Origin of the sequence: Streptomyces sp. 11x1 (assembly GCF_032598905.1) — a bacterium.
GTDB lineage: Bacteria > Actinomycetota > Actinomycetes > Streptomycetales > Streptomycetaceae > Streptomyces.
Genome location: NZ_CP122458.1, coordinates 1,353,268 through 1,378,421, shown reverse-complemented (window position 1 = coordinate 1,378,421; position 25,154 = coordinate 1,353,268). Strand labels below are relative to the sequence as shown.

The 25,154-nt window shown below is 72.0% G+C and carries 17 protein-coding genes; 6 read left to right on the top strand and 11 right to left on the bottom strand.

Annotated features, from left to right (window positions below):
• Positions 1-5: 5 nt before the first annotated feature.
• From P8T65_RS06155 to P8T65_RS06120, 8 genes are read right to left on the bottom strand one after another with little or no spacing between them, the layout of a single operon-like run.
• Entirely contained in the window at positions 6-1,097 is a 1,092-nt protein-coding gene (locus P8T65_RS06155) for a class I SAM-dependent methyltransferase (RefSeq protein WP_316724362.1), read from the bottom strand.
• The gene (locus P8T65_RS06150) at positions 1,085-1,978 is read right to left on the bottom strand and encodes an alpha/beta fold hydrolase (RefSeq protein WP_316724361.1); all 894 of its coding nucleotides are present in this window, start codon (positions 1,976-1,978) and stop codon (positions 1,085-1,087) included. Before P8T65_RS06150 ends, P8T65_RS06155 begins: the two co-directional genes overlap by 13 nt.
• Positions 1,965-3,029, bottom strand: coding sequence for an NAD-dependent epimerase/dehydratase family protein (locus tag P8T65_RS06145; RefSeq protein WP_316724360.1), 1,065 nt, complete (start codon positions 3,027-3,029; stop codon positions 1,965-1,967). Before P8T65_RS06145 ends, P8T65_RS06150 begins: the two co-directional genes overlap by 14 nt.
• 3 nt (positions 3,030-3,032) lie before the next feature.
• Positions 3,033-10,127: an aminotransferase class I/II-fold pyridoxal phosphate-dependent enzyme gene (locus P8T65_RS06140; RefSeq protein ID WP_316724359.1), complete on the bottom strand. Its 7,095-nt coding sequence runs from the start codon at positions 10,125-10,127 to the stop codon at positions 3,033-3,035.
• 21 nt (positions 10,128-10,148) lie between these two features.
• The gene (locus tag P8T65_RS06135) at positions 10,149-11,771 is read right to left on the bottom strand and encodes a D-alanine--poly(phosphoribitol) ligase (protein WP_316724358.1); all 1,623 of its coding nucleotides are present in this window, start codon (positions 11,769-11,771) and stop codon (positions 10,149-10,151) included.
• On the bottom strand, positions 11,768-13,639 hold the full coding sequence (locus tag P8T65_RS06130) for an aminotransferase class I/II-fold pyridoxal phosphate-dependent enzyme (protein WP_316724357.1): 1,872 nt from the start codon (positions 13,637-13,639) through the stop codon (positions 11,768-11,770). The genes P8T65_RS06135 and P8T65_RS06130 overlap by 4 nt, the downstream gene beginning before the upstream one ends.
• Positions 13,636-13,899, bottom strand: a complete 264-nt coding sequence (locus tag P8T65_RS06125) for an acyl carrier protein (protein WP_316724356.1) — start codon at positions 13,897-13,899, stop codon at positions 13,636-13,638. The genes P8T65_RS06130 and P8T65_RS06125 overlap by 4 nt, the downstream gene beginning before the upstream one ends.
• 57 nt (positions 13,900-13,956) lie before the next feature.
• Positions 13,957-14,976 (bottom strand): beta-ketoacyl-ACP synthase III, encoded by a 1,020-nt coding sequence (locus tag P8T65_RS06120; protein WP_316724355.1) that lies wholly within the window; start codon positions 14,974-14,976, stop codon positions 13,957-13,959.
• A gap of 425 nt (positions 14,977-15,401) precedes the next feature.
• Here P8T65_RS06120 and P8T65_RS06115 point away from each other — a divergent pair, with 425 nt between their 5' ends.
• The 6 genes from P8T65_RS06115 (at position 15,402) to P8T65_RS06090 (ending at position 20,710) form a co-directional block, all read left to right on the top strand.
• On the top strand, positions 15,402-15,644 hold the full coding sequence (locus tag P8T65_RS06115; protein WP_316724354.1) for a phosphopantetheine-binding protein: 243 nt from the start codon (positions 15,402-15,404) through the stop codon (positions 15,642-15,644).
• On the top strand, positions 15,641-16,867 hold the full coding sequence (locus tag P8T65_RS06110) for a beta-ketoacyl-[acyl-carrier-protein] synthase family protein (protein WP_316724353.1): 1,227 nt from the start codon (positions 15,641-15,643) through the stop codon (positions 16,865-16,867). The genes P8T65_RS06115 and P8T65_RS06110 overlap by 4 nt, the downstream gene beginning before the upstream one ends.
• 50 nt (positions 16,868-16,917) lie before the next feature.
• Positions 16,918-17,808, top strand: coding sequence for a DUF6206 family protein (locus tag P8T65_RS06105; RefSeq protein ID WP_316724352.1), 891 nt, complete (start codon positions 16,918-16,920; stop codon positions 17,806-17,808).
• Entirely contained in the window at positions 17,795-18,604 is an 810-nt protein-coding gene (locus P8T65_RS06100) for a 4'-phosphopantetheinyl transferase superfamily protein (RefSeq protein ID WP_316724351.1), read from the top strand. The genes P8T65_RS06105 and P8T65_RS06100 overlap by 14 nt, the downstream gene beginning before the upstream one ends.
• Before the next feature lie 32 nt (positions 18,605-18,636).
• Positions 18,637-19,821 (top strand): RedV protein, encoded by a 1,185-nt coding sequence (locus P8T65_RS06095; RefSeq protein ID WP_316724350.1) that lies wholly within the window; start codon positions 18,637-18,639, stop codon positions 19,819-19,821.
• 232 nt (positions 19,822-20,053) lie between these two features.
• The gene (locus P8T65_RS06090) at positions 20,054-20,710 is read left to right on the top strand and encodes a response regulator transcription factor (RefSeq protein ID WP_215458148.1); all 657 of its coding nucleotides are present in this window, start codon (positions 20,054-20,056) and stop codon (positions 20,708-20,710) included.
• 72 nt (positions 20,711-20,782) lie between these two features.
• Here the strand turns inward: P8T65_RS06090 and P8T65_RS06085 are convergent, their stop codons facing one another.
• The 3 genes from P8T65_RS06085 to P8T65_RS06075 are packed head-to-tail and all read right to left on the bottom strand — an operon-like array spanning position 20,783 to position 25,090.
• Positions 20,783-21,118, bottom strand: a complete 336-nt coding sequence (locus P8T65_RS06085; protein WP_316724349.1) for a RedY protein — start codon at positions 21,116-21,118, stop codon at positions 20,783-20,785.
• Between the two features lie 19 nt (positions 21,119-21,137).
• Entirely contained in the window at positions 21,138-22,310 is a 1,173-nt protein-coding gene (gene redW / locus P8T65_RS06080; RefSeq protein ID WP_316724348.1) for an L-prolyl-[peptidyl-carrier protein] dehydrogenase, read from the bottom strand.
• Positions 22,307-25,090, bottom strand: coding sequence for a polyketide synthase (locus P8T65_RS06075; protein WP_316724347.1), 2,784 nt, complete (start codon positions 25,088-25,090; stop codon positions 22,307-22,309). Before P8T65_RS06075 ends, redW begins: the two co-directional genes overlap by 4 nt.
• Positions 25,091-25,154 lie beyond the last annotated feature (64 nt).

The following is a 25,154-nucleotide window of genomic DNA, read 5'->3' as shown; positions in this document are numbered from 1 at the left end:
GACGATCAGGGCTGCACGGGACGGACGCTGGTGCCCACGAAGGCCCGGAACTGCTCGCCCGGGATGAGCCGGGTGGCCTCCACGTCGACGAAGCCGGCCTGCTCCATCTGCTCGACGAGTTCGTTCTCGACGGGAAGCGGGCCGCCGAAGTCGGCGTTGGCGAACCAGAGGTTCAGCACCTCCAGGCCGATGTTGCCGCCCTGGCAGCTCGTCGTGAGCAGCAGCTTGCCGTTCGGGGCGAGCAGCGAACGGACCCGGCGCAGTACCGCGGTCCGCTCGGCGACCGGGAAGTAGTAGATGTTGTTGTGCAGGGTCACGAGGTCGAACTGGGGCTCCAGTTCGAGGGTGCGCAGATCGGCCTGCCGGGTCTCCACACGGTCGGAAAGACCCCACTCGGCCATGTTCGCGGCCGCCTGGTCGGCGACGTCCTGCTGCAGGTCGACGGCGAGGGCGGTCAGCCGTGGGTTGAGTCGCGCGGCGTGACGCACGTAGACGCCGCTGCCGCAGCCGACCTCCAGCAGCCGCACGGGCAGGGCACGGTCGAGGTTCCTGGAGACGGCCTCCTCCACGAAGGGCTGCACGACCCGGGTGGAGCGGGCGATGACGGCGCCGTCCTGGTCCCCGAGGCTGAAGCGCCGCCCGTCGCGCGGCATGACGGGGCCGTCGAGCAGCGCGGGCACGTGGAAGCGGGTGACCTCCTCCAGCATGGCGGCTGTCGCGTCGTTCCCGGGCCTGGCCAGGGCCCGGGCCGGCACGCTGCCGAGCCGGTAGCAGCCGTCGACCGTGGTGCGCAGGTCGCCGAGCCGGACGCCCAGGTCGAGCCAGGCCCGCAGGCGGTCCCTCTCCTGCGGCGGCACCCCCAGCCAGTCGGCGAGCGAGACCACGTCGCAGGGGCGGTGGGCGAGACGGGCGAGCACGCCGGAGCCGGCGGCGGAAGCGAGGAAGGAGACCCGGTAGACGGGCTCGACGACGCCCTTGGACAGGGCGAGCAGCAGCGGCAGCCGCGGATTGCCGAGCAGCCTGGCGACCGTGAGGATGTCGGTGAGCGGGTCCCCCACTCGCTGGTAGGCGTTCTTGGCGAGGCTCAATATGCCCATGCTGAGTTCCTTGACGGGGTGAGGGGCCGCGCGGCGCAGCCGGGGCCGGGGCCGGAGGGGGTTCTGCCGAGCTCGGCCCGCACCTCGCGCAGCAGCACGGAGCGCGCGGGACCGTTGAGGAAGAAGTGACCGCCCGGCAGGTGGCGGCGCAGGAACGATCCGGAGGTGTACGGGCGCCAGGCCTCCACGTCGGACTCCGGGGCCAGCTGGTCCTCGGCTCCGGAGAAGGCCGTCACCGGGCACGGCAGCGGAGGGCGCGGCTGCCAGCGGTAGCCGTCGCAGGCGCGCAGATCCGCGCGGAGCGTCGGCAGCCGCTGGCGGAAGTAGGCGCCGCCGACCGACGGTTCGGGGCCGAGGCCGCCGAGGTCCGCGACGAACCGGAACAGCTCGTCGTCGCTCAGACCGTGGTCCGCGCGGTTCCCGTACAGGTGCGGGGCGCGGCTGCCGGAGACGAACAGGTGCCGTGGTGCGGCCGCGCCTCCGCGGCGCAACGCACAGGCCACCTCGTAGGCGAGCAGCGCTCCCATGCTGTGTCCGAACAGGGAGTAGTCGCAGGGAAGAAAGCGGTCCGCCACGGCTCCGGCGACGGCCTCGCTCAGCTGCCGCATCGAGGTGTACGGCCGTTCGCGCAGGCGCAGCCCGCGGCCCGGCAGCTGCACCGGCACCACCCGGCCCCGCCAGCCGAGGGTGGTGAGCTCCCGCTGCCAGCCGCGGTAGACCGACGCGGTGCCGCCCGCGTAGGACAGGCAGATCAGGTACGGCCCGTTGTCCGGACCCCCGTCGTGGGAAGCGGGCCCGGACGCTTCGGCGGTGTGGCCGGCCCGGGAGCCGAAGGCGGGAAACCAGCCGGTCCCGCCCGCGTGCGCCTCAGCGGGCGACATGGCGGCGCCCTTCGTCCGAGTCGAGCCACGTGAGGGTGCGGCGCATGCCCTCCGCGAAGTCCACCTCGCTCTTGAAGCCGAAGTCCTCCTGCGCACGGCCGATTCCGTACGACTGGTCGCGGTCGAAGAGGTGGACGGCGTGCCGGGTCAGCACCGGCCTGGACGTGACGCCCAGCAGGCCGTACAGCCGTTCCGAGACGACCGCGACGGCGGTGGCCAGCGGCGTCGGCAGACTCAGCTTCGGCTTGCCGCTGCCCAGCCCCTCGGCGAGCGCCTCGACGAACTCGCGCCAGGTGGTCCGCTCCGGATCGCGCAGGTTGTAGGCGCGGCCCACGGTCCGCTGCGACAGCGCCGCCGCGATCATCGCGTCGACCGCGTTGTCCACGTAGAGCAGGCCGGCGGGAACCTCGCCCTTCCTGATGTAGATCATCTGGTTCTTCAGCAGCAGACCGGCGATCTCGATCACGAAGTCCTTGCTGGCGGGCCCGTAGATGGACACCGGCCGGACGATCGTCACCGGCACGCCGGTGGCTTCGGACGTCTCCAGGACCGCGCGCTCACCGAGGATCTTGCTCCGGTTGTACGGCAGTCCGATGTCGTGCGGGGGCGCGCTCTCGTCGCAGGGCCTTCTCGGGTAGCCGTACACGTCGGTGGTGCTGACGTGCAGGACGCGGGCCACGGATCCGGCGTGGTGCGCGGCCTCCACGACATTTCGCGGTCCCTCGACGTTGGCGCGGCGGAACTCCTCCCAGGGGCCCCAGTCCGCCGACATTCCGGCGCAGTTGTAGACGTGGGTGACGCCGGCGGTGGCCCGGCGCAGACTGTCGGCGTCCTCCAGGGAGCCGGTGACCACATCGTCGGCGGTCTCGGCGAAGGGCGAGCGGTCGCTGCCGGAGCGGGCGAGGACCCGGACCCGGTGCCCACGCTCGGCCAGCCTGCGGACGAGATGACGGCCGAGGAAGCCGCCGGCTCCGGTGACCAGCACGTCGGGCGTGTGGCCGGAAGCGGGTGCCTCGGGGGCGGTGGCGGACTCGTTGCTGTTCGAGGTCATGGATCACACCAGAAGGTCGAGGGAGAGTTCGAGGTCGGCTTCGCTGTGCTCGGCGTTCACGAAGAAACGCAGCCGGGACCGGTCGCGGGGCACGGCCGGGTAGCCGATGGGCATCACGTTCACGCCTTTGCCCAGGAGGGTGTTGGACAGGGCGATGGTCCGCTCCCAGTCCCCGGTGATCACGGGGATGACCGCGGAGGCCCGCGAGACCCCGATGTCCAGGCCGCGGGCGCGGGCCTCGGTGCGGAAGAACTCGGCGAGCTCCCGGACCCGCGCCACCCGCTCCGGCTCGTCGCGCAGCACCCGGATCGCTTCCAGCGCGGCCGCCGTGTTGGCCGGTGAGATACCGGTGCTGAAGATGTGCAGCGGCGCGGTGTACCTGAGGTAGTCGACGAGCGGGGCGCGGCCCGCGATGTACCCGCCGAGGCTGCCGATGGCCTTGCTGAGCGTGCCCATCCACAGCTCGACATCGGCGGGGTCGCTGTCCCAGTGCTCGCCGATGCCACGGCCGGTGCGGCCGAGCACGCCGAGCGAGTGCGCCTCGTCGATCATCAGCAGTGCCCGGTGACGCCGCTTCACCTCGATGAAGCGCGGCAGGTCGGGGATGTCACCGTCCTGGCTGTAGGCGCCCTCGATGACGACGAGCGCCCGGCGGTACTCGCCGCGCGCGGTGGCGAGGATCCGGTCGAGCGTCTCCCAGTCGTTGTGCGGGAAGGGGCGGCGCCGCGCGCCGGACAGCATCGCGCCGCGCACCGTGCTGTCGTGGATCCACTCGTCGTGCACGATCAGGTCCTCGGGGCCGAACAGATGGCCGACCGTGGCCACGTTCGTGGCATGGCCGCCGGCGAAGACGACCGCGTCCTCGGTGCCGAGGAACGAGGCGATCTCGGCCTGGAGTTCGTGGTGCAGCGGGGTCTCGCCGAACAGCAGCGGGGTCGCCGAACTGGAGGTGCCGTACCGGTCGATGGCCGCCCGCGCCGCCTCCCGCACCCGCGGGTGGTGGGAGAGACCCAGGTAGTTGAACGAGGCGAAGTTGACGACCTGCTCCCCGCCGACCTGCGCGACGGCGCCGTTGAAGCCCTCGTGGACGCGCCCGTAGGGATTCGCGGGCCCGCTGCCGACCTGCCGCAGGCGCCCCAGGTGCGCGGCGTACTCGGGCCACTCCTCGAACGCGTACTCCTGCCGTACCGGAACCGCCCGAGGGGGCTGCTCGCCCGTGGCCGGCGGCGCGGACCGCGGGTCCGGGGCGGACGTGGTTCGCCCGGCGAGCAGGTCGGCCACGTCCTGCACCGTCGGGTCCTCGGGCAGCCCGTGCCGCAACCGCTCCGCCTCGTGGGGGAACCGGGCGGCGATCCGTCGCTGGAGGTCGGTCCGCATCAGCGAGTCCAGACCCAGATCCGCGCCGAGCCGCGCGTACGGCGCCACCCGGTGCGTGGGGAACCCACAGACCAGCGCCGTGCATTCGCGTATGTACGACAGGAAGTCCGCCCCCGGCGCACCGCCGCCGCTGGGGGACGACGACGGCGCGCCGTGGACGCCAGGTACGGGATATGCACCGGGCACCGCGCCCGGTGGACCGGCGGCCGGGTGGGGGAGGGGCGCCAGCGGGGGCCCACCGGCGTACGGGACGAGCACGTACGGTGCGGGGGCGTACGGCATACCGGCCGGCGCGTACGGCATTCCGGCCGTCGGGTACGGGACGCCGCCCCACAGGGGGTAGGGCATGCCGGGCCCGGGCCAGGGCACGACGGGCATCGGGTGGGGCGCGGCGGCCATCGGGTGGGGCGTGCCGGGAAGCGGGTGCGCGGCATCGGGGGAACCGGACGCGGTCGCCGGGGTCGGTGCGGCGCCGGGACGGGCCGCCGTGTGCGCGCCCGGGGCGGGTAGGGCCGCGGGGTCCGCGGCGGACAGGGTGTGCGGTCGGCCGTCCTCCGGCGCGGCCTCCGGACGGAACCAGTACCGCTCGCGCTCCAGGGGGAGGTGCGGAAGCGGGACCCGCGCGGTCGGCGCGTCCCGGTCGAGGCCGGACCAGTCGGCCTCACCGCCTGCGCAGTGCAGGCGGCCGAGCGACCGCAGGAACGTCTGCCAGCCGCCGCCCTGTCGGTTCAGCGAGGGCAGCAACAGCGGTCTGCCGCTCTCCTGGTCGGCGCCGCCCTGGGAGGCGACGATGCTCCGGCACAGGTTGATCAGCGTCGGGTGCGGGCCGATCTCGACGAAGGAGTCGCAGCCCATCCGCCGGAGCTCGGTGAAGCCCTCCAGGAACCGCACCGGGGAGAGCATGTGCTGTGCCCAGTGGCCGGCGTCCACGCGCTGCGCGGGTCGGCCCGTGAGGTCGGAGATCCAGGGGATGCTCGGCGCGGCGAAGTCCAGCCTGCCCGCGGCCGCGGCCAGTGGTGCGGCGGCGCCGGTCATCAGCGGGGAGTGGAAGGCGTGGGACACGGCCAGCGGCCGTACCGTGACGCCGCGCTCCGCCAGCGGCCCGCGCACCCGGCCGATCTCCTCGGCAGCTCCGGAAAGGACGAGGTGGTCGGGGGTGTTGACGGCGGCCACCGCGACGGAGGCGAACTGCTCGGCGACCGCCCGGACGGCCTCCGGGTCACCGACACACGAGATCATCGCGCCGTCTCCCGGCTGTCCGGCCATGAGCCGGCCCCGCTCGGCGGCGAGGACCAGCGCGTCCTCGAAGGACAGCACCCCCGCCACGCAGGCCGCGCCCAGCGCGCCGACGCTGTGGCCGAGAACCGCGGTCGGGCGCACGCCCACCTCGGCCCACAGCCCGGCCAGGGCGACTTCCAGGGCGACCAGAGCGGGCTGGCAGTTGCGCGTGCCGCGCAGGGCTTCCTCGTGCGCCGGGTCGAAGAGCAGGTCGAGCAGGGGGACTTCGAGGTGGGGGCGCAGGATCTCGGCGGCCCGGTCGAGGGTGGCGGCGAAGCCCTGGTGGCCCTCGTAGAGCTCCTTGCCCATGCCGGTGTGCTGGGTGCCCTGCCCGCTGAAGAGAAAGGCGGTGCGGGGCGCGGGGGCGGTGGCCGTGTGGCCGCGCAGCACCGCCGGGGTGGGTTCGTCCCGGATCAGTGCGTCGAGGGCCGTGTCGAGCTCGGTGGCCGAGGAGGTCGAGGAGGTCGCGGCGACCGTCAGGACCGCGCGGTGCGGCAGATGGGCGCGGCCGGTGTTCGCGGCGTGGCAGAGGTCCGCCACGGCGACGTCGGGGTGCGCGGCGAGGTGGGTGCGCCAGGAGCGGGCGAGCGCGGTCAGCGCGGTCGGAGTGTGGGCCGACAGGCACAGTGCGTGCACCGGCCGGGGATGCGTCACGGCGGGGGCCTCCCGTGGGGGCGCGGGTGGGGTTTCGAGGATCACGTGGGCGTTGGCGCCGCCGAATCCGAAGGAGCTGACCGCGGCACGGGCGGTGCCGCCGTCGGGCAGCGCCCGGCGCCGGGTGGGCACGGACAGCCCGGAACCCGCCCAGTCGAGGTGGCGGTTGGGCCGGTCGAGGTGCAGCAGGGCCGGGACCTGGCGGTCCCGCACGACCAGGGCCGCCTTGATCAGCCCGGCGATGCCGGCGGCCGCCTCCAGATGCCCGATGTTGGTCTTGACCGAGCCGATCAGACAGGGCGCGTCGGCAGGTCGCCCGCGGCCGTACACACCGGCCAGGGCCTCCCACTCGACCGGATCGCCGAGCGAGGTGCCGGTGCCGTGCGCCTCGACGTGGTCGACCTGGTCGGCGCGGAGCCCGGCGCGGGCGAGCGCCTCGGCCATGACCCGTTTCTGCGCCGAACTCCTGGGCGCGGTAAGGCCGTTGCCGCGGCCGCCATGGCCGAGCGCGGAGCCCCGGATGACGGCATGGACGCGGTCGCCGTCGGCCAGCGCGGCGGTCAGCGGCTTGAGCAGGACGAGGCCGGTGCCTTCCCCGCGTACGTACCCGTCGGCGCCGTCGTCGAAGGTGCGGCAGCGGCCACGGGGACTGAGCATGCCGCCGGAGGCGAACGCCACCGACAGAGCGGGGGTCAGCATCAGAGAGACACCGCCGGCCAGCGCGACGCCGCACTCGCCTTCCCGCAGAGCCCGGCAGGCCATGTGCACCGCCACCAGCGACGAGGAGCAGGCCGTGTCCACGGCGAGGCTCGGGCCGTGCAGGTCGAAGACGTACGAGAGCCGGTTGGCGGCGATCGACTGGGCGTTGCCGGTCGCCGTGTACACATCGACGCTGTCGAGCCGCGGCAGCTGCACCTGCGCGTAGTCCTGGCTGCTGATCCCGACGAAGACCCCCGTGCGGCTGCCGGCCAGCCGCGTCGCCGGGATCGCGGCGTCCTCGAAGGTCTGCCAGGCGGTCTCCAGGAGCAGGCGCTGCTGCGGGTCCATCCGGTGGGCCTCGCGGGCGGAGATCCCGAACAGGGCGGCGTCGAACTCGTCGGCCCGGTCGAGGAACCCGCCGTGGCGCGGTGCGGCCACCTCGGCGCTGTCCCAGCGGCTGGGCGGCACCTCGCCCACGGCGTCCCGGCCGTCGAGCAGCAGCCGCCAGTAGCTGTCGACATCCGGTGCGCCCGGGAACCGGCAGCCCATGCCGACGACGGCGATGGGTTCGGCGGGGTCCGCGGCGGCGGTCGTGGCCGTGGCGAACACGGCGGGGGCGGGTTCCGACGGCGCGGGCCCGGTGCCGAAGCGGGCCGCCACCGCGCTGATGGTGGGGTGGTCGAAGACGGCGGCGGCGGGCAGCTCCCGGCCGAGCAGGCCACCGAGTTCGGTGCCGAGGGCCACCGCCTGCCTGGAGTCGAGGCCGAGCGAGACGAACGGGCGCGTGACGTCCACCGCGGTGACCGGAAGGCCCAGCCGGTCCGCGACACGGGCGCGCAGCCAGCCCTCCAGCGCGGCCGCGGAACGGGCCGGGTCCGGCGCCTCGCCGAGAAGGACGTGCCGCTCGCGCGCGGAGGGCGCCGGCTCGATGCCGGGGCGGTTCGCCGCGCTGACGGAGGAGTGCCGCTCCGGTGCACCATCCCGAGCGTCGGCCTCCTCGCCGAGGCAGAGCTCGACGAGCCGGCCGGCGTGCGGGCGGACGAGCAGTTCCCCGACGGGGATCCGGACGCCGAGCCGCGCCTCAAGGGTGCCCACGGTGTCGAGGAGCCGGGGGTAGTCGAGTCCGAGTTCGGCCAGCGGCCGGGGACCGTCCGCGTCGGCGGCGGTGATCTGCCGTCCCGTGCCCTCGGTGAGGGCCAGGGCCACCGCTTCGGCCACCCGGGTACGGCGCCCTACGGGTGACAGACCGGTGAGGCCGAGCGGGTCCCTGGCCGCGGCCCCGGGTTCCAGGTCGGTCGTGGGCACCACACTCGCCGCCACGACCGGCAGCGCCAGCGAGAGCAGCGCGGCGCGGGCGCCCTGACGTTGGATCTTGCCGCTGGTGGTCTTCGGTACGGCGGAGTGCCGGACCAGGGCGATGGTGTGCGGCGCGACCTCGTGCTCCTCGGCGAGGGCGGTGCGCAGCGCGGCCAGTACGGCACCGGGGTCCTCGGCGCCGGGGCCGCCCAACTCCTGGACCAGGGCGAGCTGTTCGCCGTCCGGGGCCGGGACGCCGAAGGCAGCCCCGCTGCCGGGCCGCACGGCCTCGCTGGCACGTTCAGCGGTGAGTTCGACGTCGTGCGCGGCGAAGTTGCGCCCCTGCACCACCACGACGTCCTTGAGGCGGCCGGTCAGGTGCAGCCGGTTCGCCCGCAGGAAGCCGAGGTCACCGGTGCGCAGCCAGGGGGTGTCCCGCTCACCCCTGATCCGCGCCTCGAACGCCTCTCGGCCGGCCTTTCGCTTCCCCCAGTAGCCCTGCGCCACGCTGGGGCCCGCGAGCCAGACCTCGCCGATCGTGTGCTCGTCGAGCCGCCGCTCGGTCCTGGGGTCGACGATGGCCACCTCGACACCGGGGACCGGGGAGCCGCAGTCCACGACCCGGCGGGCCCGCGCCGTGTCCGCCCCGGTCGGCTCGACCGGTTCGGCCACGCCCGCCTCCAGGCCCGCCGCGCTGAACAGACCCGCTTCGGGAGCCTCGTGCGGTCCGACCCCGGTGGCCATGAGGGTGCCCTCGGCGAGCCCGAAGCAGGGCATGAGCGCCGTGCGTGCGAAGCCGGCCGGGGCGAAGTAGGCGGCGAACCGGTCCAGGGTGTCCGCGCGCACCGGTTCGGCCCCGTTGAGCGCCAGGCGCCAGTTGCGCAGGTCCAGAGTGTCCCGCTGCTCGGGAGTGATCCTGCGCAGGCACTGCTCGTAGCCGAAGTTGGGGGCGGCGCTGAGGGTCGCGCCGGTGCGGGAAAGGGTGTCGAGCCACAGCAGGGGACGCTGCACGAAGGTCTTCGGGGCCATGAGGTGGGCGGGGAAACCTCCGTACATCGGATGCAGGATGGCACCGATGAGTCCCATGTCGTGGTACGGCGGCAGCCACGAGACCATCTGCGCGTCCGCGCCGTGCTCCAGCCAGGTGTGCATCGCCCGCAGGTTGTGCATCAGGTTGGCGTGGGTGACCACGACGCCTTTGGGTGTCGAGGTCGAGCCGGAGGTGTACTGCAGGAAGGCCGCCGCCTCGGTCGCGGTGTCGGGTTCCCGCCAGCCGTCGGCGATGGCGAGCGCCAGCTCCTCGCTCGCCGTCCACCGCAGCCCGGCGAGCCCCGCGACGCTCGGCTCGGCCTGGTCGGCGCGGACCGTGTCGAGGACCGCGCGTGTGGTCAGGGCGTGGCGGGCGCCCGAGTCGCGGACGACGGCGGCCAGCCGGGAGGCGGTGCGGCCGGCTCGGGTGCGGTCCGGTGGGTAGGCGGGCACGGCGAGGGCGCCGGCGTACAGGCAGCCGAAGAACGCCGCGATGTAGTCGAGGCCCGGCGGGTGGAGCAGCAGCACAGGTCGGCCGGCGACCCCCTGGTCCTGCAGGTGTGCCCCGACGGCGCGTGCGCGTGCGTCGAGTTCACGGTAGGTCAGTGACGTGTCGGTGCCGGCGCTGTCGGTGAGGAAACGGTAGGCGAGCGCGTCGGGACGCGTGTCGGACCACTGCCTCAGCAGCGCGGCAACCGTCGGCGCGGCAATCGTCTGCGGGGCGCCGCCGTCCTGACGCGGGGTGCCGGTCGGTGCTGCTTTCACGATGTTCCCCTCTTCCGCCGGTCACCGGCCGGTGCCGGCGCTCCCCGCGGTGGACCGGTTCGCGGCCCCGCCGAGTCTGCGGTGGTCGACCTTGCCGTTGGCGTTGTGCGGCATGGCGTCGAGACGCCGTGCGAGGTGCGGGACCATGTAGGTGGGCAGCAGGGCCGCACAATGCCGCTTGAGCTGGATCAGGCCCGGTGCCTCGGCGCCTTCGCGGAGGGTGTAGTAGAGCGTGAGACGGCCGCCGCTGGGACCTTCGGTGACGAGGACGGCCGCCTCGGCCACCGACGGGTGCTGCTGCACGGCCGCCTCGATCTCGCCGAGTTCGACCCGGTAGCCGGAGAGTTTGACCATGCGGTCCTTGCGCCCCCGGTAGACGAGCAGCCCGTCCTCCTCGTAGCTGACCAGGTCACCGGTGGGGTGCAGACCCTGGCGGTGCAGATCGGCCACCGGGTCCGCCGTGCGCCGCCAGTACCCCGGTGTCACACAGTCGCCGCCCACCACGAGTTCACCGATCGCGCCGGGCTCCGTGAGGGCGCGGCCCTGCTCGTCCACGACGTGCAGCAGGGCGCCGGGGACGGGGCCGCCGATGGGTACGGGTGCCGTGCGGTGCAGGTCCTCGGGGCGGACGCGGTGCCAGGCGCACACATTGGTCTCGGTGGGGCCGTAGAGGTTGTACAGCGTCGCCTCTTCGGGCAGCAGCCGGGCAAGGGCGCGCAAGCGCGGCATCGGGAACACCTCGCCGGCGAAGAGTACGTTCCGCAGGCTCTTCGCCCCGTCACGGGTGAGCGCACCGGAGGAGGCGAGCAGGCCGAGTGCCGAGGGCACCGAGTACCAGACGCTCACCCCGTGCTCCCGGATGCCCCGCGCCAGCGCCGTCACGTCCTTCGCCTCGTCGTCCGGGACGATCCAGAGGGCGGCACCAGAAGTGAGTGCGACGAACAGGTCGAAGGTGCTCAGGTCGAAGCTGAACGAGGCGTGGTTGGACAGGACGTCCCCGGGTCCGACGCCGAACTCCTCACGGCACCAGCTCACGAAGGAGATGAGGTTGCCGTGCGAGATCCGCACACCCTTGGGTGTGCCGGTGGAGCCGGAGGTGTACAGCAGCGCGGCCAGGTCGTGCGGGCCCGGTGCGGGCAGGGTGCCGACGAGGCGCACGGCCGCCCCGGCGAAGCCGGACCAGGTGTGCACCGGGACACCGCCGACCGTGTCGGGCAGGTCCTCGCCCGCTGCCACGACCGTCCGGACCGAAGCCGGGAGCGGCCCCCGACCGAGCAGCTCCAGGTGGCGCCGGTCGGTGAACAGCACCACCGGCTCGGCATCGGCGAGGATGGTCCGCACCCGGGCGACGGGCTGCCCGCCGTCGAGCGGAACGTAGGCGCAACCGGCCTGGAGGGTGGCCAGGATCGCCTCCGCACAGCGCGGATGCTTGTCCGTCCAGAGGGCGATCCGGTCGCCGGGACGCACCTCCAGCTGGTCCACGAGACGGGCCGACACCGCGTCGACCCGGGCCCGGACCTCTCCGTACGTCGCGGCTCCCGGCCCCACGAAGGCGGGACGTGTCTCCGATCCGGCACTCTTCGGCGGCAGGCGGAGGGCCACCCGGGACGCATCCGCTCCTGCGCGTGGCTCGCGGGTGCTCATCGAGCCTCCGGCAGGACACCGGTCTCGCGGGCGGCGTCGGTGAAGATCTCGGTGGCCAGGTCCAGGTCCTGCCGGGTGTGCTCGCAGGTGACACTGACGCGCAGCCTCGCGTCGCCGAGGGACACTCCGGGAAAGACGACGGTCTGGCAGAACAGACCGCGGGCACGGACCGCGCGGCCCATCTCCATCGCCCTGCGTTCGTCGCCGATGACGATGGGCAGGATCGCGCTCTGCGAGTGCTCCAGGTCGAAGCCGGCGTGCAGCAGGTTGCCGCGCAGCACCTCGATGTTGGTCCAGAGCTGCTTCAGCCGTTCCGGCTCGGTCTCGATGACGTCGAGGGAGGCGATGAGACCGGCCGCGACGCCTGCCGGGATGTTCGCCGCGAAGACGTAGGAGTTCGCGTAGTAGCGCAGGTACTCGATCACGTCCTCGTCACCGACGACGAACCCGCCCATGCCGGCCAGCGCCTTGCTCATGGTGCCGAGTTCGAGATCGACCTCGCCCTTGAGGCCGAAGTGCTCGGCGGTGCCGGAGCCGCGGGCCCCGAGGACGCCGGTGGAGTGCGCGTCGTCGATCAGCACACGGGAGCCGTACGTCTTGGCGAGCCGGACGATCTCGGGCAGGTCGCAGATGTCGCCGTGCATGCTGAACACGCCGTCGGCCACGACGAGGGTGCCCCCGTCGGACCGATCGGCGGTACGGGCGAGGATTCGCTCCAGGTCCGCCATGTCGTTGTGCTGGTAGATCTTGCGGATGCCGCCCGACAGCCGGCCGCCGTCGACGATGCTCATGTGGTTGAGCCGGTCGACCACGAGGGTGTCGTAGTTCTTGACCAGGGCGGAGACGGTACCGAGGTTCGCGGCGTAGCCGCCGGGGAAGACGATGCAGGCGGAACGCTGCTTGAAGGCCGCGAGCCGCCGTTCCAGCTCCTTGTGCAGCATGTTGGTGCCACCGATGAAGCGCGAACCGGTGTGTGTGGCCCCGTAGACGCGGGTGGCGTCGCACACCGCCTCCACGACCCGCGGGTGGTTGGCGAGGCCCAGGTAGTTGTTGGAGGCGAACATGAGGAACTCGCGTTCCCGGCCGGTCAGTTCGTCGAAGATCACGGCTCGGTTGCTGCTCCGGGACCGCAACGGCATGCCGTACCAGTACAGGTGCTGCTGTTCCCGCCCTCGCAGGTAGGACCGGAAGCTGCGGGTCTTGGCGAACAGGTCCGGGTCGCGCTGCTCGACGAAGTCCTTGGTCGAACGGGAGTCCCATGCGCCGTCATGGGCACCGGGTTCGGGTTCGGGGGCGGTCGTGCGGCGGGCCGAGGCCAGCACGGTGACGAGTTCGCGCAGCGTCGTGGCCTGCACCGGGCCGAGCAGCGATCCGTCCAGGCCGAGAGCGTCGGCGGTCTCGGCCACCACGGAGGCGAGGACCACGGAGTCGATGCCCAGCTCGCTCTCCAGCGCGGTGTCCAGGCCCAACTGGTCGCTGCGGTAACCGGTGTGGTGCAGGGCGGCCGTCAGCACGGCGGCCAGCGCCGGGTCCTCGGGCGGCGCGTCGGTCTGTCCGGTGACTGCCGTGACCGCCGTGTCCGCCGGTGCGCGTCGATCGGTCTCCGGCAGGTGCAGGACGCGGCCGAGCGCGTCGACGAGTTCCCCGACGGTGGCCGACTCGGCGAGCGGTCCGTCGGCGGTACCGAAGCGCTCGCGAACCGTCTCCAGGATGGACTGGAGCGTGATGGAGTCGATGCCGAGCTCTGCCTCGAAGTGACTCTCCGGCAGCAGATAGGACCTGTCGTAACCGGTGTGGTCCGCGATGATCTCCACGACCCGCTCATACAGCCGGGCGGTGTCGAGCGGGTCGTCCGTGCCATGCGTCATGCCGCGTTTCCTCCTTCACCTTTCCGGAGACGGTCGACCAGTTCGGCGATCGCATTGACGGACCGGAAGTTCTTCGGCGATATCTCCTGGACGGGAATGCTGATCCGCAATTCGCTCTGCAGGTAATGGACAAGATCGAAGATGCCTGCGGAATCGATGATGTTCAGTTCCGTGATCGGTGTCTCCGGCTCCAGGCTTTCGGCGTCGCCGTCCATCCAGACGTCGACGATGTAGTCGGTGATCAGTTCCCGAGAGGTCATTGCCGTCCTTGGTTCGGTCCTGCGGTGGCAGGGCTGTCGAGCCGGATCCCGCCGCCCTCAGCCCCGGTCGACGGCGGGCCAGGTGAGCGTGACCGCCCCCCAGGTGAGCCCGCCGCCGAAGGCGGCCAGCAGCACACGGTCGCCGGGACGCAGGGCGCCTTCGGCATGCGCGTGGTCCAAGGCCAGCGGCAGGGAGGCCGCGGCGGTGTTGCCCACCTCGGCGATGTGGCTGTAGCTGCGCTCACGCGGCAGCCCGATCTCGTCGGCCAGCCGCAGCAGGATGCGGAGGTTGGCCTGGTGGCCGACGAGCCGGTCGATGTCGTCGATGCGCAGCCCGGCCCGGTCGAGGGCGGCCCGGATGCTCTGTCCCATCCGCTGCACGGCGAGCCGGAAGACCGTCCTGCCCTGCATCGTGAAGTAGTAGCCGTCGGTGGCCGTCTCCGCCGTCTCCGCCGTCTCCGCCGTCTCCGCCGGTGCCGGCGGGACGCCGCGCGGCACGGTGATCAGGTCCTGGCCACTGCCGTCACTGCCGAGTGCGAACGGCCCGAGGGCGCCCGGCTCTTCGGGATGTCCCGCACGCAGCACGACGGCGCCGGCTCCGTCGCCGAAGATGACGGAGGTGGCGCGGTCGGCCGGGTCGAGGATCCGGGAGAACGTCTCCGCCCCGATCACCAGTACGTGCCGGGCCGTACCGGATGCGATGAGGCCGGACGCGGTGGCGAGCGCGTAGAGGAATCCCGTGCACACCGCCGAGACGTCGAAGGCGGCCACCTGCCCGAGGCCCAGCTTCTCGGCCACGGTCGGGGCGGTGGCGGGGCAGGGGCGGTCCGGTGTGGTGGTGGCCACCAGGACGGCGTCGACCTGCGCGAGGCCGGCCGACTTCAGGGCGAGCGCTCCGGCTCCGGCGGCCAGGTCGGAGGTCAGCAGCCCCTCGGGGGCGACGTAGCGCTGCCGGATACCGGTCCGGGTGCGTATCCATTCGTCGGAGCTGTCGAGCCGGGCCGCCAGTTCGTCGTTGGTCACCAGCCGGGGCGGCAACTGGCTGCCCAGCCCGGCGAGAACGGCTGCCGGGGTCATCGGTCGTCTCCGGTAGGGGGTGTTTTGAAAGTCCTGTGCGGTGCCCGCGGTGTTCGGTGCGTGGCCTCGGCGTGCCGGATGAAGGCCCTCGTAGCGGAGCTACTTGGGTCTTTGGCCGGTGCGGCGAGGGTGCGTGCCGGGCGCCGTGGGTGCTGTGCGGGACTTTCAAAACACCCCCTGGGGGCGGCGGCTCGGCGGGGCGTGCGAGCACGGCGGCAGGCGGCCAAAAGTGTGACTCCTCGCAGAGCGGTACGGCCGAAAAGGCCCTGACCGGTTGGAGTCTTCCGGCCAACGCTGACCGTCCGCTGACCGACGCCTGACGGGACCACTGGTCAGGTATCGGTCAGCGGACGGTCAGCGGGTGTGGGGATAGTTTCCGCCAGATGTCGCATCCCACTCACCCAGCGGAAAGGCAGAACACCTTCATGGGCGCTGTGTACGAAAAGCTGGTCGACCTGCTCGTCAATCACTTCGCGGTGGCGCGGGCGCAGATCAGGCCGGATGCCACGTTCGAGGAACTCGACATGGATTCGCTGTTCGTCGTCGAACTGCTGCTCGTGATCCAGTCCGAGTTCGACGTGGAGATCCAGGACGACGCGGTGGGCCGGGCCGACAGCATCGGGCACCTGGCCGGCCTCGTCGAGTCCGGGGTCGGGGTCGCGCCGTGACGTCCGGTGACAGCATCGCCGTCACCGGACTCGGTCTGGTCACCGCGGCCGGTATCGGCACGGACGTGACGTGGAAGGGCGTGTGCGACGGCCGGTCGAAGGCCACCAGGAACCCGATGCTCGCCGATCTGCCGATCGACATCTCCTGCACCGTGCCGGACCTCGACCCGGCCCGGCACGTCGGACCACGTAGCCGGCTGACCCACGACCGCTTCATCCAGCTGGCGATCGTCGCCGCCCGTGAAGCCGTCGCGGACAGCGGCCTCGACCCGCTCACCTGGGACGGCGCCCGGGTCGGTGTGGTGATCGGCTGCGGGCTCGGCGGCATCACGACCTTCGAGAAACAGCACCGCCGACTCCTGGAGAAGGGGCCCCAGGCGGTCTCCGCCCTGCTGCTTCCGATGCTGGTGCCGAACATGGTCGCGGGTCATCTGGCGATGGACCTGGGCACCACCGGCCCCAACTTCGTGACCGCCAGCGCCTGTGCCTCCGGGGCCACGGCCATCGGCACAGCCGCCGGGCTGCTGCGGGAAGGCGTCTGCGACGTGGTGCTCACCGGTGGCACCGAGGCGAACGTCAGCCCTCTCATGGTGACGGGGTTCGCACAGATGGGTGTGCTCTCCCGCCGGGTGGACGATCCCACCGCCGCCTCCCGTCCGTTCGACGCGGCCCGCGACGGCTTCGTCATCGGCGAGGGCAGTGGCGTACTCGTGCTGGAGCGCGAAGCGGATGCCCGGGCGCGTCGTGCTCCGGTGCGGGCCCGGCTGGCCGGGTACGGTGCCTCCGCCGACGCCCACCACATCACCACTCCCGAGCCCGAGGGGCGCAGTGTCCGGCGCGCCCTGCGGGACGCGCTGACGCAGGCCGGGGTGGGGACCGACGAGGTGCGGCACGTCAACGCGCATGGCACCGCGACCAGGATCAACGACGCGATCGAGGCACGAACCCTGCGTGCGGTGTTCGGCGACGGTGTGGCCGTGACCTCCACCAAGGGGGTCCTGGGCCACACTCTCGGCGCCGCCGGCGCCATCGAGGCCGCCCTGACCGTGCTCGCCGTCCAGCACTCCACCGTTCCCCCCACGGCGAACCTGGAACAGCAGGACCCCGACCTCGACCTGGACGTGGTCTCCGGCACGGCCCGCCGGACGAAGGTCGATGTGGCCGTCAGCAATTCGTTCGGATTCGGGGGACAGAATGCCGTGCTCGTCTTCACCGCCGCGTAAGCGCTGCTTCGGCCACCGCCGCGTCAAGGCGGGGGAGGTGACGGCGTCCCATGTCCTTCGTTCTTCCCGAGCGGGACATCGCCGCGCTTGAGAGGCGCGTACAACGCGCCCTCGACACCGCCGATCCCTCGGCGCTGGCCGTTCTCGGATTCGGTGAGGTCACCCTCGTCCTGCGCCTGGACACCCCGGACGGCTCGTTCGCGTGCAAGCGGCTGCCGGTCTTCCCCACCTACGAGAGCTTCAGGCGCCACGAGTCGCTGGTCGGTGAGTACGTCGAGCAGCTGGAGAAGGCCGGCGTGCGCGTCGCCGACACCCGGCTGTGGCACACCCGGACGCCCTCGGGCAAGGTCGTCGGGTACTGCGTGCAGGAGGCTCTGCCCGGCGACCGGCTGTGCTCCCGGCTGCTGCACACCGAGGGCCACGCATGGGCCGGCGACTTCTACGCGCGCTTCCTCCCCCTGGTCGAGAAAGCGGTGACCCCCGGCGTCGGGCTGGACGCTCAGGCGTCCAACTGGATGGATCTCGACGGGGAACTGGTCTACCTCGATGTCACCACCCCCCTGCTGCGAGACGCACGGCGGCGCGAACGGCTCGATGTGCGGCTGTTCTTCACCTCGCTCCCCTGGATTCTGCGCGACGCCGTGCGGGTGTCCCAGACCCGGGCGATCTTCGACAAGTACTACGAGCCGCGCGGCGCCGTCCTCGACTTCCTCGGCAATCTGCACAAGGAACGGCTGTCGCGGCTGGTTCCGGGTTTCCTGGCGCAGAGCGAGGGCCGTTTCGACGCCCCGGTCACCGCCGACGAGGTGGCCGGCTACTACCGCGAGGACGCCCGCATGTGGGAACTGATCCAACGCCTGCGCCGGGCGGACCGCTTCTGGCACCGCAGGATCCGGCGGCGCACGTACCCGTTCCTGCTGCCGCCCGATGTCGACCGCTGAGGCCGCGGCGGCACCCGGCGAGCTCCGGCCCCGGACGGACACCGGCCCACTCGTTCTCGATCGGGACGTGCCGCTGCGGGTGCTCCGGCCCGCGCCGGGGCTGGCCCTGAGCGTGGTGTCGCTCGCCTGGCTGCGCGCCGCCGGGGACGACGTCCGCGCCCGGCTGACGTCGTGGCACCTGGGACCGGAAGAGGCGTCCTACGTGGGCACGCTCGCTCTGCGGCGTCGGCGCGAGGAGTGGCTGGCGGGCCGGATGGCGCTCAAGTACGCCGTGCGCGCCCACCAGGAGCACTCGGGGAGCACGCCGGTCGCCTGCCGTGACATCCGCATCGGACGCGTGACGCAGGGCTTGCGCGCCGGGAAGCCCGTGACCGACCTGCCGGTGGAGGTGGGCCTGACGCACTCCGGCGACTATGCCGTCGCGGTGTGCGGGCCGGGCGCGGTCGGAGTGGACCTGGAGCGTCCGCGCACCGTCTCGCCCCCGCTGGCCCGCATCCTCTCGGCTGACGGCGAGAGCGCGGGTGCGGACCTCGCCGGGCAGCGCCTGCGCGTCATGCCACTGCTCCTGCGCTGGGTGTGCAAGGAGGCCGTCCTCAAGTACTACGGGTTCGGTCTGCGCGTCGACACGCGCGAGGTGCGCCTCACCGGGTGGCACGAGGACGGGCGCTTCGCCTGGCGGCCGGGCCCGGAGCTGCTGCGACACGCACCCGTCGGCGGCGGCGAGTTGCGAACCCGGGCCTGCGAGCTGGACGGCTACCACCTGGCCCTGGTCTGGAGTGACCCTGCGAGCACGTAGTCGACAGTCGACAGAAGGTGAGGACCGCTGCCGTGACACGTCCGTCCGTCGCTCCTGCACGGCGGTTCGAAGAGGCGCTGGCCGACGCCACCGCGCTGGCCTCGCTCAGTCCTTCCTCCCACAACTGCCAACCCTGGAGGCTCGCCCGGGCGGACTCGCCGGAGGCCCGGCAGGCCGCCGCCCGATTCCTCGGCATGGGCGACGAAGCGGGCACCGAGTACGTGATTCTCGCCCTGGACCGCTGCCGTGAACTGCGCGCTCTGGCCGCGCACGCCATGGAGATGCATGTCAGTTGCGGAGCGTACTGGCGGCTGCTGCGGCGGGCGCTGGCCGCCGAGGGGTGGGCGGCGCTGCAGGTGCGCGCCGTCGAGGTGCTGCCCGGACCGGTCCGGTTCGCCGCGCGGTGGCCGTCGGACTGGACTCCGCTGTGCGTGGCGGCGCTGCGGCGCGACCGGTCCTCGGGGGAAGGGATCGACGAACTGTGGGCGCTGGCCCGCGGGCGGCGCACCCACCGTGGGCCGTACCGGAACACCGCTCTCGACGACGGGACACTCGGGGAGCTGGCCCGCACGGTCGCCGTCCCGGTCCGGGCCGACGACCCGCAGGGGGCCGAGAAGGGCGGTGTGACGGTCCGGCACCTGACGTCGAGTCCGGAAAGGTCCCTCTTCGCGGACTTCCTGGCGTCTCACGCCGGGCGCGACTTCAGCCACCCGGCGGCCTGGCGGGAGACCCATGCGTACGTGCGGTGGAACGCCGCCGAGGCGCGTCGGCACGGAGACGGCTTCACGGCAGCTCAGCTGTTCGGACCGCTCACGCCGCTCCAGTGCCTGGGCAAGCGCCTCACGTTGGCCCCACCGGTGATGCGGCTCCTGTGTCTGGCCGGCTTCCACCACCGGCTCGCCGCGGAGCCGGCCGGGCACGTGCGGCTTCGGACGCCCGCCGTGGTGGTGCTCGGATTCACCAGGGAATCGCCGGGTGTGGCCGGGCAACTGCGGGGCGGCGAGCTGCTGCTGGACTACTGGCTGGCCGCCACGGAGGCAGGGCTGGCACTCCATCCCCTCAGCATCGTCGTGCAGCACGACGACCTGCGCCGCGATCTGAAGGCTCTGCTGGGCCTGACCGGACGCCCCTTCTTCGTCAGCCGTCTCGGCGTCCCGTCCACCCCGGCGCCCGCGTCCTTCCGTCGCCCGGGTTCCGCTGGATTCCGCTCAATTTGAACTGTCCGGTGTTTGTGCGCGCCGCACGGTGGGAACTTGGGCGCATTCGATGCTATCTCGGCGATATGCAGGCTCCTTCTCATCGGCGTGTGGTCGTGATACCGTGCCATTGAAAGTGCAATATTAAAGGTTGTGATACTTAAGGGGAACAAGTGTCGACGGCCGTTCCGTTGAATATCATTCTTCAGTTCTTGCTCCGTCGTTCCGCTCATGGTCTCCTTTGTGTCGCATCATGAGTATCAGATTGCTGGTGTGCTGCGACAATGCCATCGTCGGAGCGGGAATTCAGGCACTGCTGGGGCGTTATCACCTCGATGTCACCGTGGAGACATCGGTGCGCCGTGCCCTCGCCGTGGCCGCCGAGGCGTCCCCCGAAGCTGTCATCGTCATTTCGCCCCTGCTCACCATCGACGACCGTCAGGAACTCGCCGAACTGGCCGAACTCAGCAAGGTGATCCTGCTCTGCCCCCCTCAGAACACCCATCGCGCGCTGGAAGCCCTCCGGGTCAGTGTGCGTGCCGTGCTCTCCGTGGAGTCCTCGGTGGAGGACCTCGTCCACGTGATCAGAACGGTCACCACGGTCAACGTCCTTGTCCTGCCGGACGAGGTCGGCAGGTCGCTGGCGCTCGCCGACGTGCACCTCACCCTGGTGCCGGCCGGGGCGGGTCCCATGCTCACCCGGCGCGAGCGTGAAGTGATGCTGCTGCTGTCCCGGGGCAAGTCCAACGCCGAGATCGCCGAGCGGCTGACCGTCTCGAACGCGACCGTGCGCTCACATGTGCATCACGTCCTGCAGAAGCTGCATGCGCGGACGCGCACCCAGGCGGTCGCCATCGCCTATGAGTCGGGCCTCATCAGCAGGATCGCGCAACAGGTCAGCATGTCCTGACGAAATCGACGGTCCGGGGAGAAAAGGTGCCGGGGACGTCCGATCCCGGCACCCGTTCATGATGCGCACGCCTCAGTCCGCGGAGTACCCCGGTTCGATCCGCTCCCCGGAGATCTCGTCCACGACCGAGGCCATGGTGTCGAAAGCGGCGACCAGGCGCCCAAACGTGTCGGTCGCCATATCCCGCTCGAACTCCTCCGGGCTGGTCACCGAGATGACCTCGAAGTATTCGTGGGGCGCATTCGTATTCGCATTCGCGTCAGCATGTGTCGAGATGCGGTGCACTGCAAAGGAATGCAGGCTTTTGAGGTCGGCGGCAGCGCGGTAGTCGCTTTCCCGCACCCAGGTCTCGAACCGGGCGGGGTCGACGCCCTCGTGGAGCCGGATGCGGTGAACGATGACATGCATGATGTCCTTGCCTCTCTGCTCAGCGCCTGTTTTCTCGGTGGCGACTGCCCAGGCGCAGTTCGCGGGCGATGTTGTTCTTCTGGATCTCGTTCGTCCCGGAGAAGATCCTGGCCGGCAGGGCATCACGCAGCAGGGTCTCCGCCTCGCCGTCCAGAAGGCCCAGCGCGCCGCGCAACTGGATCGCGTCGAGGCCCAGTTGCACCGCGGCCTCGCTGACCGCGAGTTTGGCGAGGGCAGGGCCGACAGTGCTCTCGCTTCCCGCGTCGATACCGCGCGCCGACCGGTACAGCATCAGCCGGGCCGACTCGTACCGCGCCAGCATGTCGACGATCCGGTGACTCACCGCCTGGAATCCGCCGATGACCGTGCCGAACTGCTCCCGCTGCCGCACGTGATCGATCGTGGAGTCAAGGACCCGCCGCATCACGCCCAGATAGATGCCGAAGAGACAGGTTCGCTCCCATTTCATCGACGTGGAGAAGACGACCGCGCCCGAGCCCTCCGAACCCAGCACCTGGGCCGCGGGCACCACGCAGTCCGTGAAGCGCACGTCCGCCATCGGCGATCCTCGTAGCCCCACCTTGTCGTAGGTCCGCCCGACGGTCAGGCCCGGAGTGTCGGCGGGCACCAGGAAGGTGGTCAGGCCGAAGAAGCCGCCCCCGGCCCGGGTGGCTGCCTGCACCACGAAGAGGTCCGCCACCGGGGCGTTGGTGATGAAGCACTTGCTCCCGTTGAGCAGGTACTGGCCCCCGTCGCGCAGGGCGGAGGTCTCCAGGTTCAACGCGTCGGAACCGGCCGCCGGCTCTGTGACGGCATGGGCGGCGATCGATTCCCCGGAACACAGGGCCGGCAGCCAGCGGTTCTTCTGCTTCTCGCTGCCGAACTCCACGACGGGCATGACGGCGGCGAACAGGTGTGCTGCCATCGAGAAGGCGAAGCCGGTGTCGCTGCTTCCCTCACCGAGCGCCTCCATCATCGCCGCCGCCGCGACGGCGTCCAGACCGCTGCCGCCGTACTCGACCGGGACACTGCTCCCGGCCAGTCCCTGCTTGCCGGCCAGCTGCCAGCGGCGGCGGAATTCGTCCGGGTCGGCGGTGGCCGGCCCCGCGAGTTCACGGCGGGCGAACCGCACCACCATGTCGCGCATCTCCCGTGTCTGCGGGTCGAGTTCGGGGTCGAAGTACACGTTCATCGTGGCCTGCCCTGGTATTCCTCAAGGAGAAGGTGGTAGTTGATGCCGCCGGTGCCGAAGGAGCTCACGGCAGCCCGCCGCGGACGTCCGTCCGGGGCCTCCCAGGGCGCGGCACCGGTGCGGATACGCCCGGGAACGCGATCGAGGGCCAGTTCGGGACTGAGGGTGCGCAGACCGGTGTTGGGTGGGACGGTCGCGGTACGCACCGCGTGCAGCGCGCGCAGCAGTCCGGCTCCGCCGGCCGCCGCGAACGTATGACCGAAGAACGACTTGGCGCTGCCGATGTCCAAGGGGCGCCGACGCGGTACGGCACCGTAGACCAGGGCCACCGCCGCGATCTCCACTCGGTCGCCGACGCGCGTGCCGGTGCCGTGCGCCTCCAGATAGTCGACGTCGGAGGGTTCGAACTCGACCTGGTCGAAAGCCTGGAGCATGGCCGAGGCCTGGCCCGTGATGTCCGGAGCGATCAGCGACCTCGCGTCGTTGGAGGCGCCGATGCCGCGCAGCAGGCCGTGAATCGGGTCGCCGTCCCGGAGCGCGTCGTCGTACCGCTTGAGCAGGAACAACGCGCAGCCGTCGCCGGGTGAGAAACCGTCGGCGGCCTCGTCGAAAGGGGTGATCCGCCCGTGCGACAGCAGGCTGAGCGAGGAGCACAGCACCATGTCACGGGCGTTGCAGGGCAGTTCCACACCACCGGCCACCGCGTAGTCGACCGCCCCCGAGCGCAGTCTGCCGACGGCCAGGTCCAGCGCGGCGAGTGACGAGGCGCACGCCGCCTCAACCGCCACGGGCACGGCGTCCAGGGCGAACTCGTTGGCGATCAGTGCCGCGACACCGCTGGCCAGGCAGCCGTCGAGCGCGTGCGTGAAGTCCGCGTCGGCCACGGTCCGGTCCCTCACGAGCCGCAGCACTTCCCGTCTGGCCCGCGCGGACAACGCGCCGAGGGTGTCCAGGCCGTCGGCCACTTGCTCCAGCACATCGACGCAGAGCAGGGAGTTGAGGCGGCGCTCGTTGTGCAGCCCCAGGTTGCTGCCGACCGCCACCAGACCGGAGCCCGGCGGGCCGCCGGGCGCGTAGCCACGCCGGGCGAAGAGTTCGGCTGCGACGTCGAGCGCCACCCGCTGGGCCGCGTCCAGCGCGGCGTAGCGGCTCGGTGGGAGACGCAGACCGGGCGGCGGTCCGTCCGGCACCGGCACGAACGCACCCTGGTCGGTGTAGGAACGGTCGAGGCTGAGGGCTCCCGGCGCGTAGAAGATGCTCCGGTCGAAGACGTCGTCCGGCACCGGACCGACCATGCTGTGACCCGCGAGCGTGCGTGCCCAGAACGCTTCGGCATCCGGGCAACCGGCGAAGCGTCCGGCGAAACCCACCACGGCGATCGGTATCGGCCCGTCCCTGCTCACCGTCCCGGCCCCGGTGACCGCCCGGAGACCCTCGGCCGACGCACCGCCACCGCTGTGCGGGGCGCCGTACTCCTCCATGACGACATGGGCCACGGTCCCGGTCAGCGACGAACCGACGAGCGCCGCCCGGCGCGGCCCGCCGCCGGACGGCGCGGGCCAGTCCTCGGTCCCGGGCACCGTGCGCAGGGCACCGCCGTGCGGAATCCGCGACCGCGTGCCACCGCCGGGCAGCCTGCGGTGATGCAGCGCCAGCGCGATCTTGCTGAGGCCGGCGAGTCCGGCGTTCGCCAAGGTGTGCCCCAGTCGGTCCCGGACCGAACCGACCGCCACGGAGCCGGGCGCCGCGCCGGTGAACGAGGCAGTGAGCGCCCGCTGCTCGGCATGCGACTCGCCGGCGACGCCGGACCCCGCCGCTTCGACGTACTGCACCGCCTCGGCCGCCGCCGCACAGGTCGTACGTCCCGCGACGGCCGCCTCCTCCCACAGCCCGTCCCGGTCCGGATAGCGGAAGGCGCCGGGGCGCCCCTCGTGCCGCAGGACGCACGACCGCACGGTGGCGTACACACGGTCGCCGTCCTGTTCGGCGGACGAGAGGCGTTTGAGCAGCAGTGCCCCGACACCCTCGCTGAACGGGCCCGTGTCGTACGGTGCCGCGGCACCGGTGGCCTCCTCCTGCCCCAGCCCCTTGGCGGCGAAAGCACGTGCGACGAAGGGGCCCTCGTGGCGCTGCCCGGTGATGAGCAGGACGGCGTCCGACGTACCGGCACGCAGGCTGTCCATGGCGTACGCGAGGCCCACGTACGACGTGACATCGGCGGACTCCAGCGCCAGCGTCCTCCCACGCAGCTTGAAGGCGGACGCGACCCGCGCCGGGATGGAGCTGACGAGCTCGCTCACCCTGTCGTGCGGCGACGCGCCGAGCCGCCCTATCAGCGCGGCGCGGAACTCCTCGGTGGTGTCCGCGTTCGCGTCCGACGCGTGGCCGCCGTGCTCCGCGAGCGTCCGCCCCAGTTCGACGGCGTAGCGAGCGCCCTCTATCCGCAAGGCGTTGGCGTACTGGCGGTCCAGGCCGAAGCAGGTGCCCACCGTCACATCGACACGGTCCGACGGCAACGGTCGCCGATCGTAGCCCGCGTCCTGAAGACACTGGCGGGCCGCCTCCAGGGCCAGGAGCTGCATCCGGGACATCGTCCCCGTCTGAGCGGGTGGAATCCCGAATCCGGCGACATCGACCTCGATGTCGCCGAGCCCGCCCGCGGCGGGAGCGGGGGCGCCGTCGGTCGCCGGGGCGGTCAGCAACCGCCAGTACTGCTCGGCCCCCCGAGCAGCCGGGTACAGCGCCCCGATGCCGACCACGGCGATCGCCTCGGGAATCACCGAGGGACCGCGCCCTTCGGAACGCACACGCGACCCAGAGGCCATGACGAGACTCCCACTCTCT

Coding starts and splice junctions, on each gene's coding strand:
- P8T65_RS06135 (WP_316724358.1), bottom strand. CDS start 11,771: ATGAGCACCCGCGAGCCACGCGCAGGAGCGGATGCGTCCCGGGTGGCC.
- P8T65_RS06150 (WP_316724361.1), bottom strand. CDS start 1,978: ATGTCGCCCGCTGAGGCGCACGCGGGCGGGACCGGCTGGTTTCCCGCC.
- P8T65_RS06100 (WP_316724351.1), top strand. CDS start 17,795: ATGTCGACCGCTGAGGCCGCGGCGGCACCCGGCGAGCTCCGGCCCCGG.
- P8T65_RS06130 (WP_316724357.1), bottom strand. CDS start 13,639: ATGACGCATGGCACGGACGACCCGCTCGACACCGCCCGGCTGTATGAG.
- P8T65_RS06105 (WP_316724352.1), top strand. CDS start 16,918: ATGTCCTTCGTTCTTCCCGAGCGGGACATCGCCGCGCTTGAGAGGCGC.
- P8T65_RS06145 (WP_316724360.1), bottom strand. CDS start 3,029: ATGACCTCGAACAGCAACGAGTCCGCCACCGCCCCCGAGGCACCCGCT.
- P8T65_RS06085 (WP_316724349.1), bottom strand. CDS start 21,118: ATGCATGTCATCGTTCACCGCATCCGGCTCCACGAGGGCGTCGACCCC.
- P8T65_RS06125 (WP_316724356.1), bottom strand. CDS start 13,899: ATGACCTCTCGGGAACTGATCACCGACTACATCGTCGACGTCTGGATG.
- P8T65_RS06115 (WP_316724354.1), top strand. CDS start 15,402: ATGGGCGCTGTGTACGAAAAGCTGGTCGACCTGCTCGTCAATCACTTC.
- P8T65_RS06155 (WP_316724362.1), bottom strand. CDS start 1,097: ATGGGCATATTGAGCCTCGCCAAGAACGCCTACCAGCGAGTGGGGGAC.
- redW (WP_316724348.1), bottom strand. CDS start 22,310: ATGAACGTGTACTTCGACCCCGAACTCGACCCGCAGACACGGGAGATG.
- P8T65_RS06120 (WP_316724355.1), bottom strand. CDS start 14,976: ATGACCCCGGCAGCCGTTCTCGCCGGGCTGGGCAGCCAGTTGCCGCCC.
- P8T65_RS06090 (WP_215458148.1), top strand. CDS start 20,054: ATGAGTATCAGATTGCTGGTGTGCTGCGACAATGCCATCGTCGGAGCG.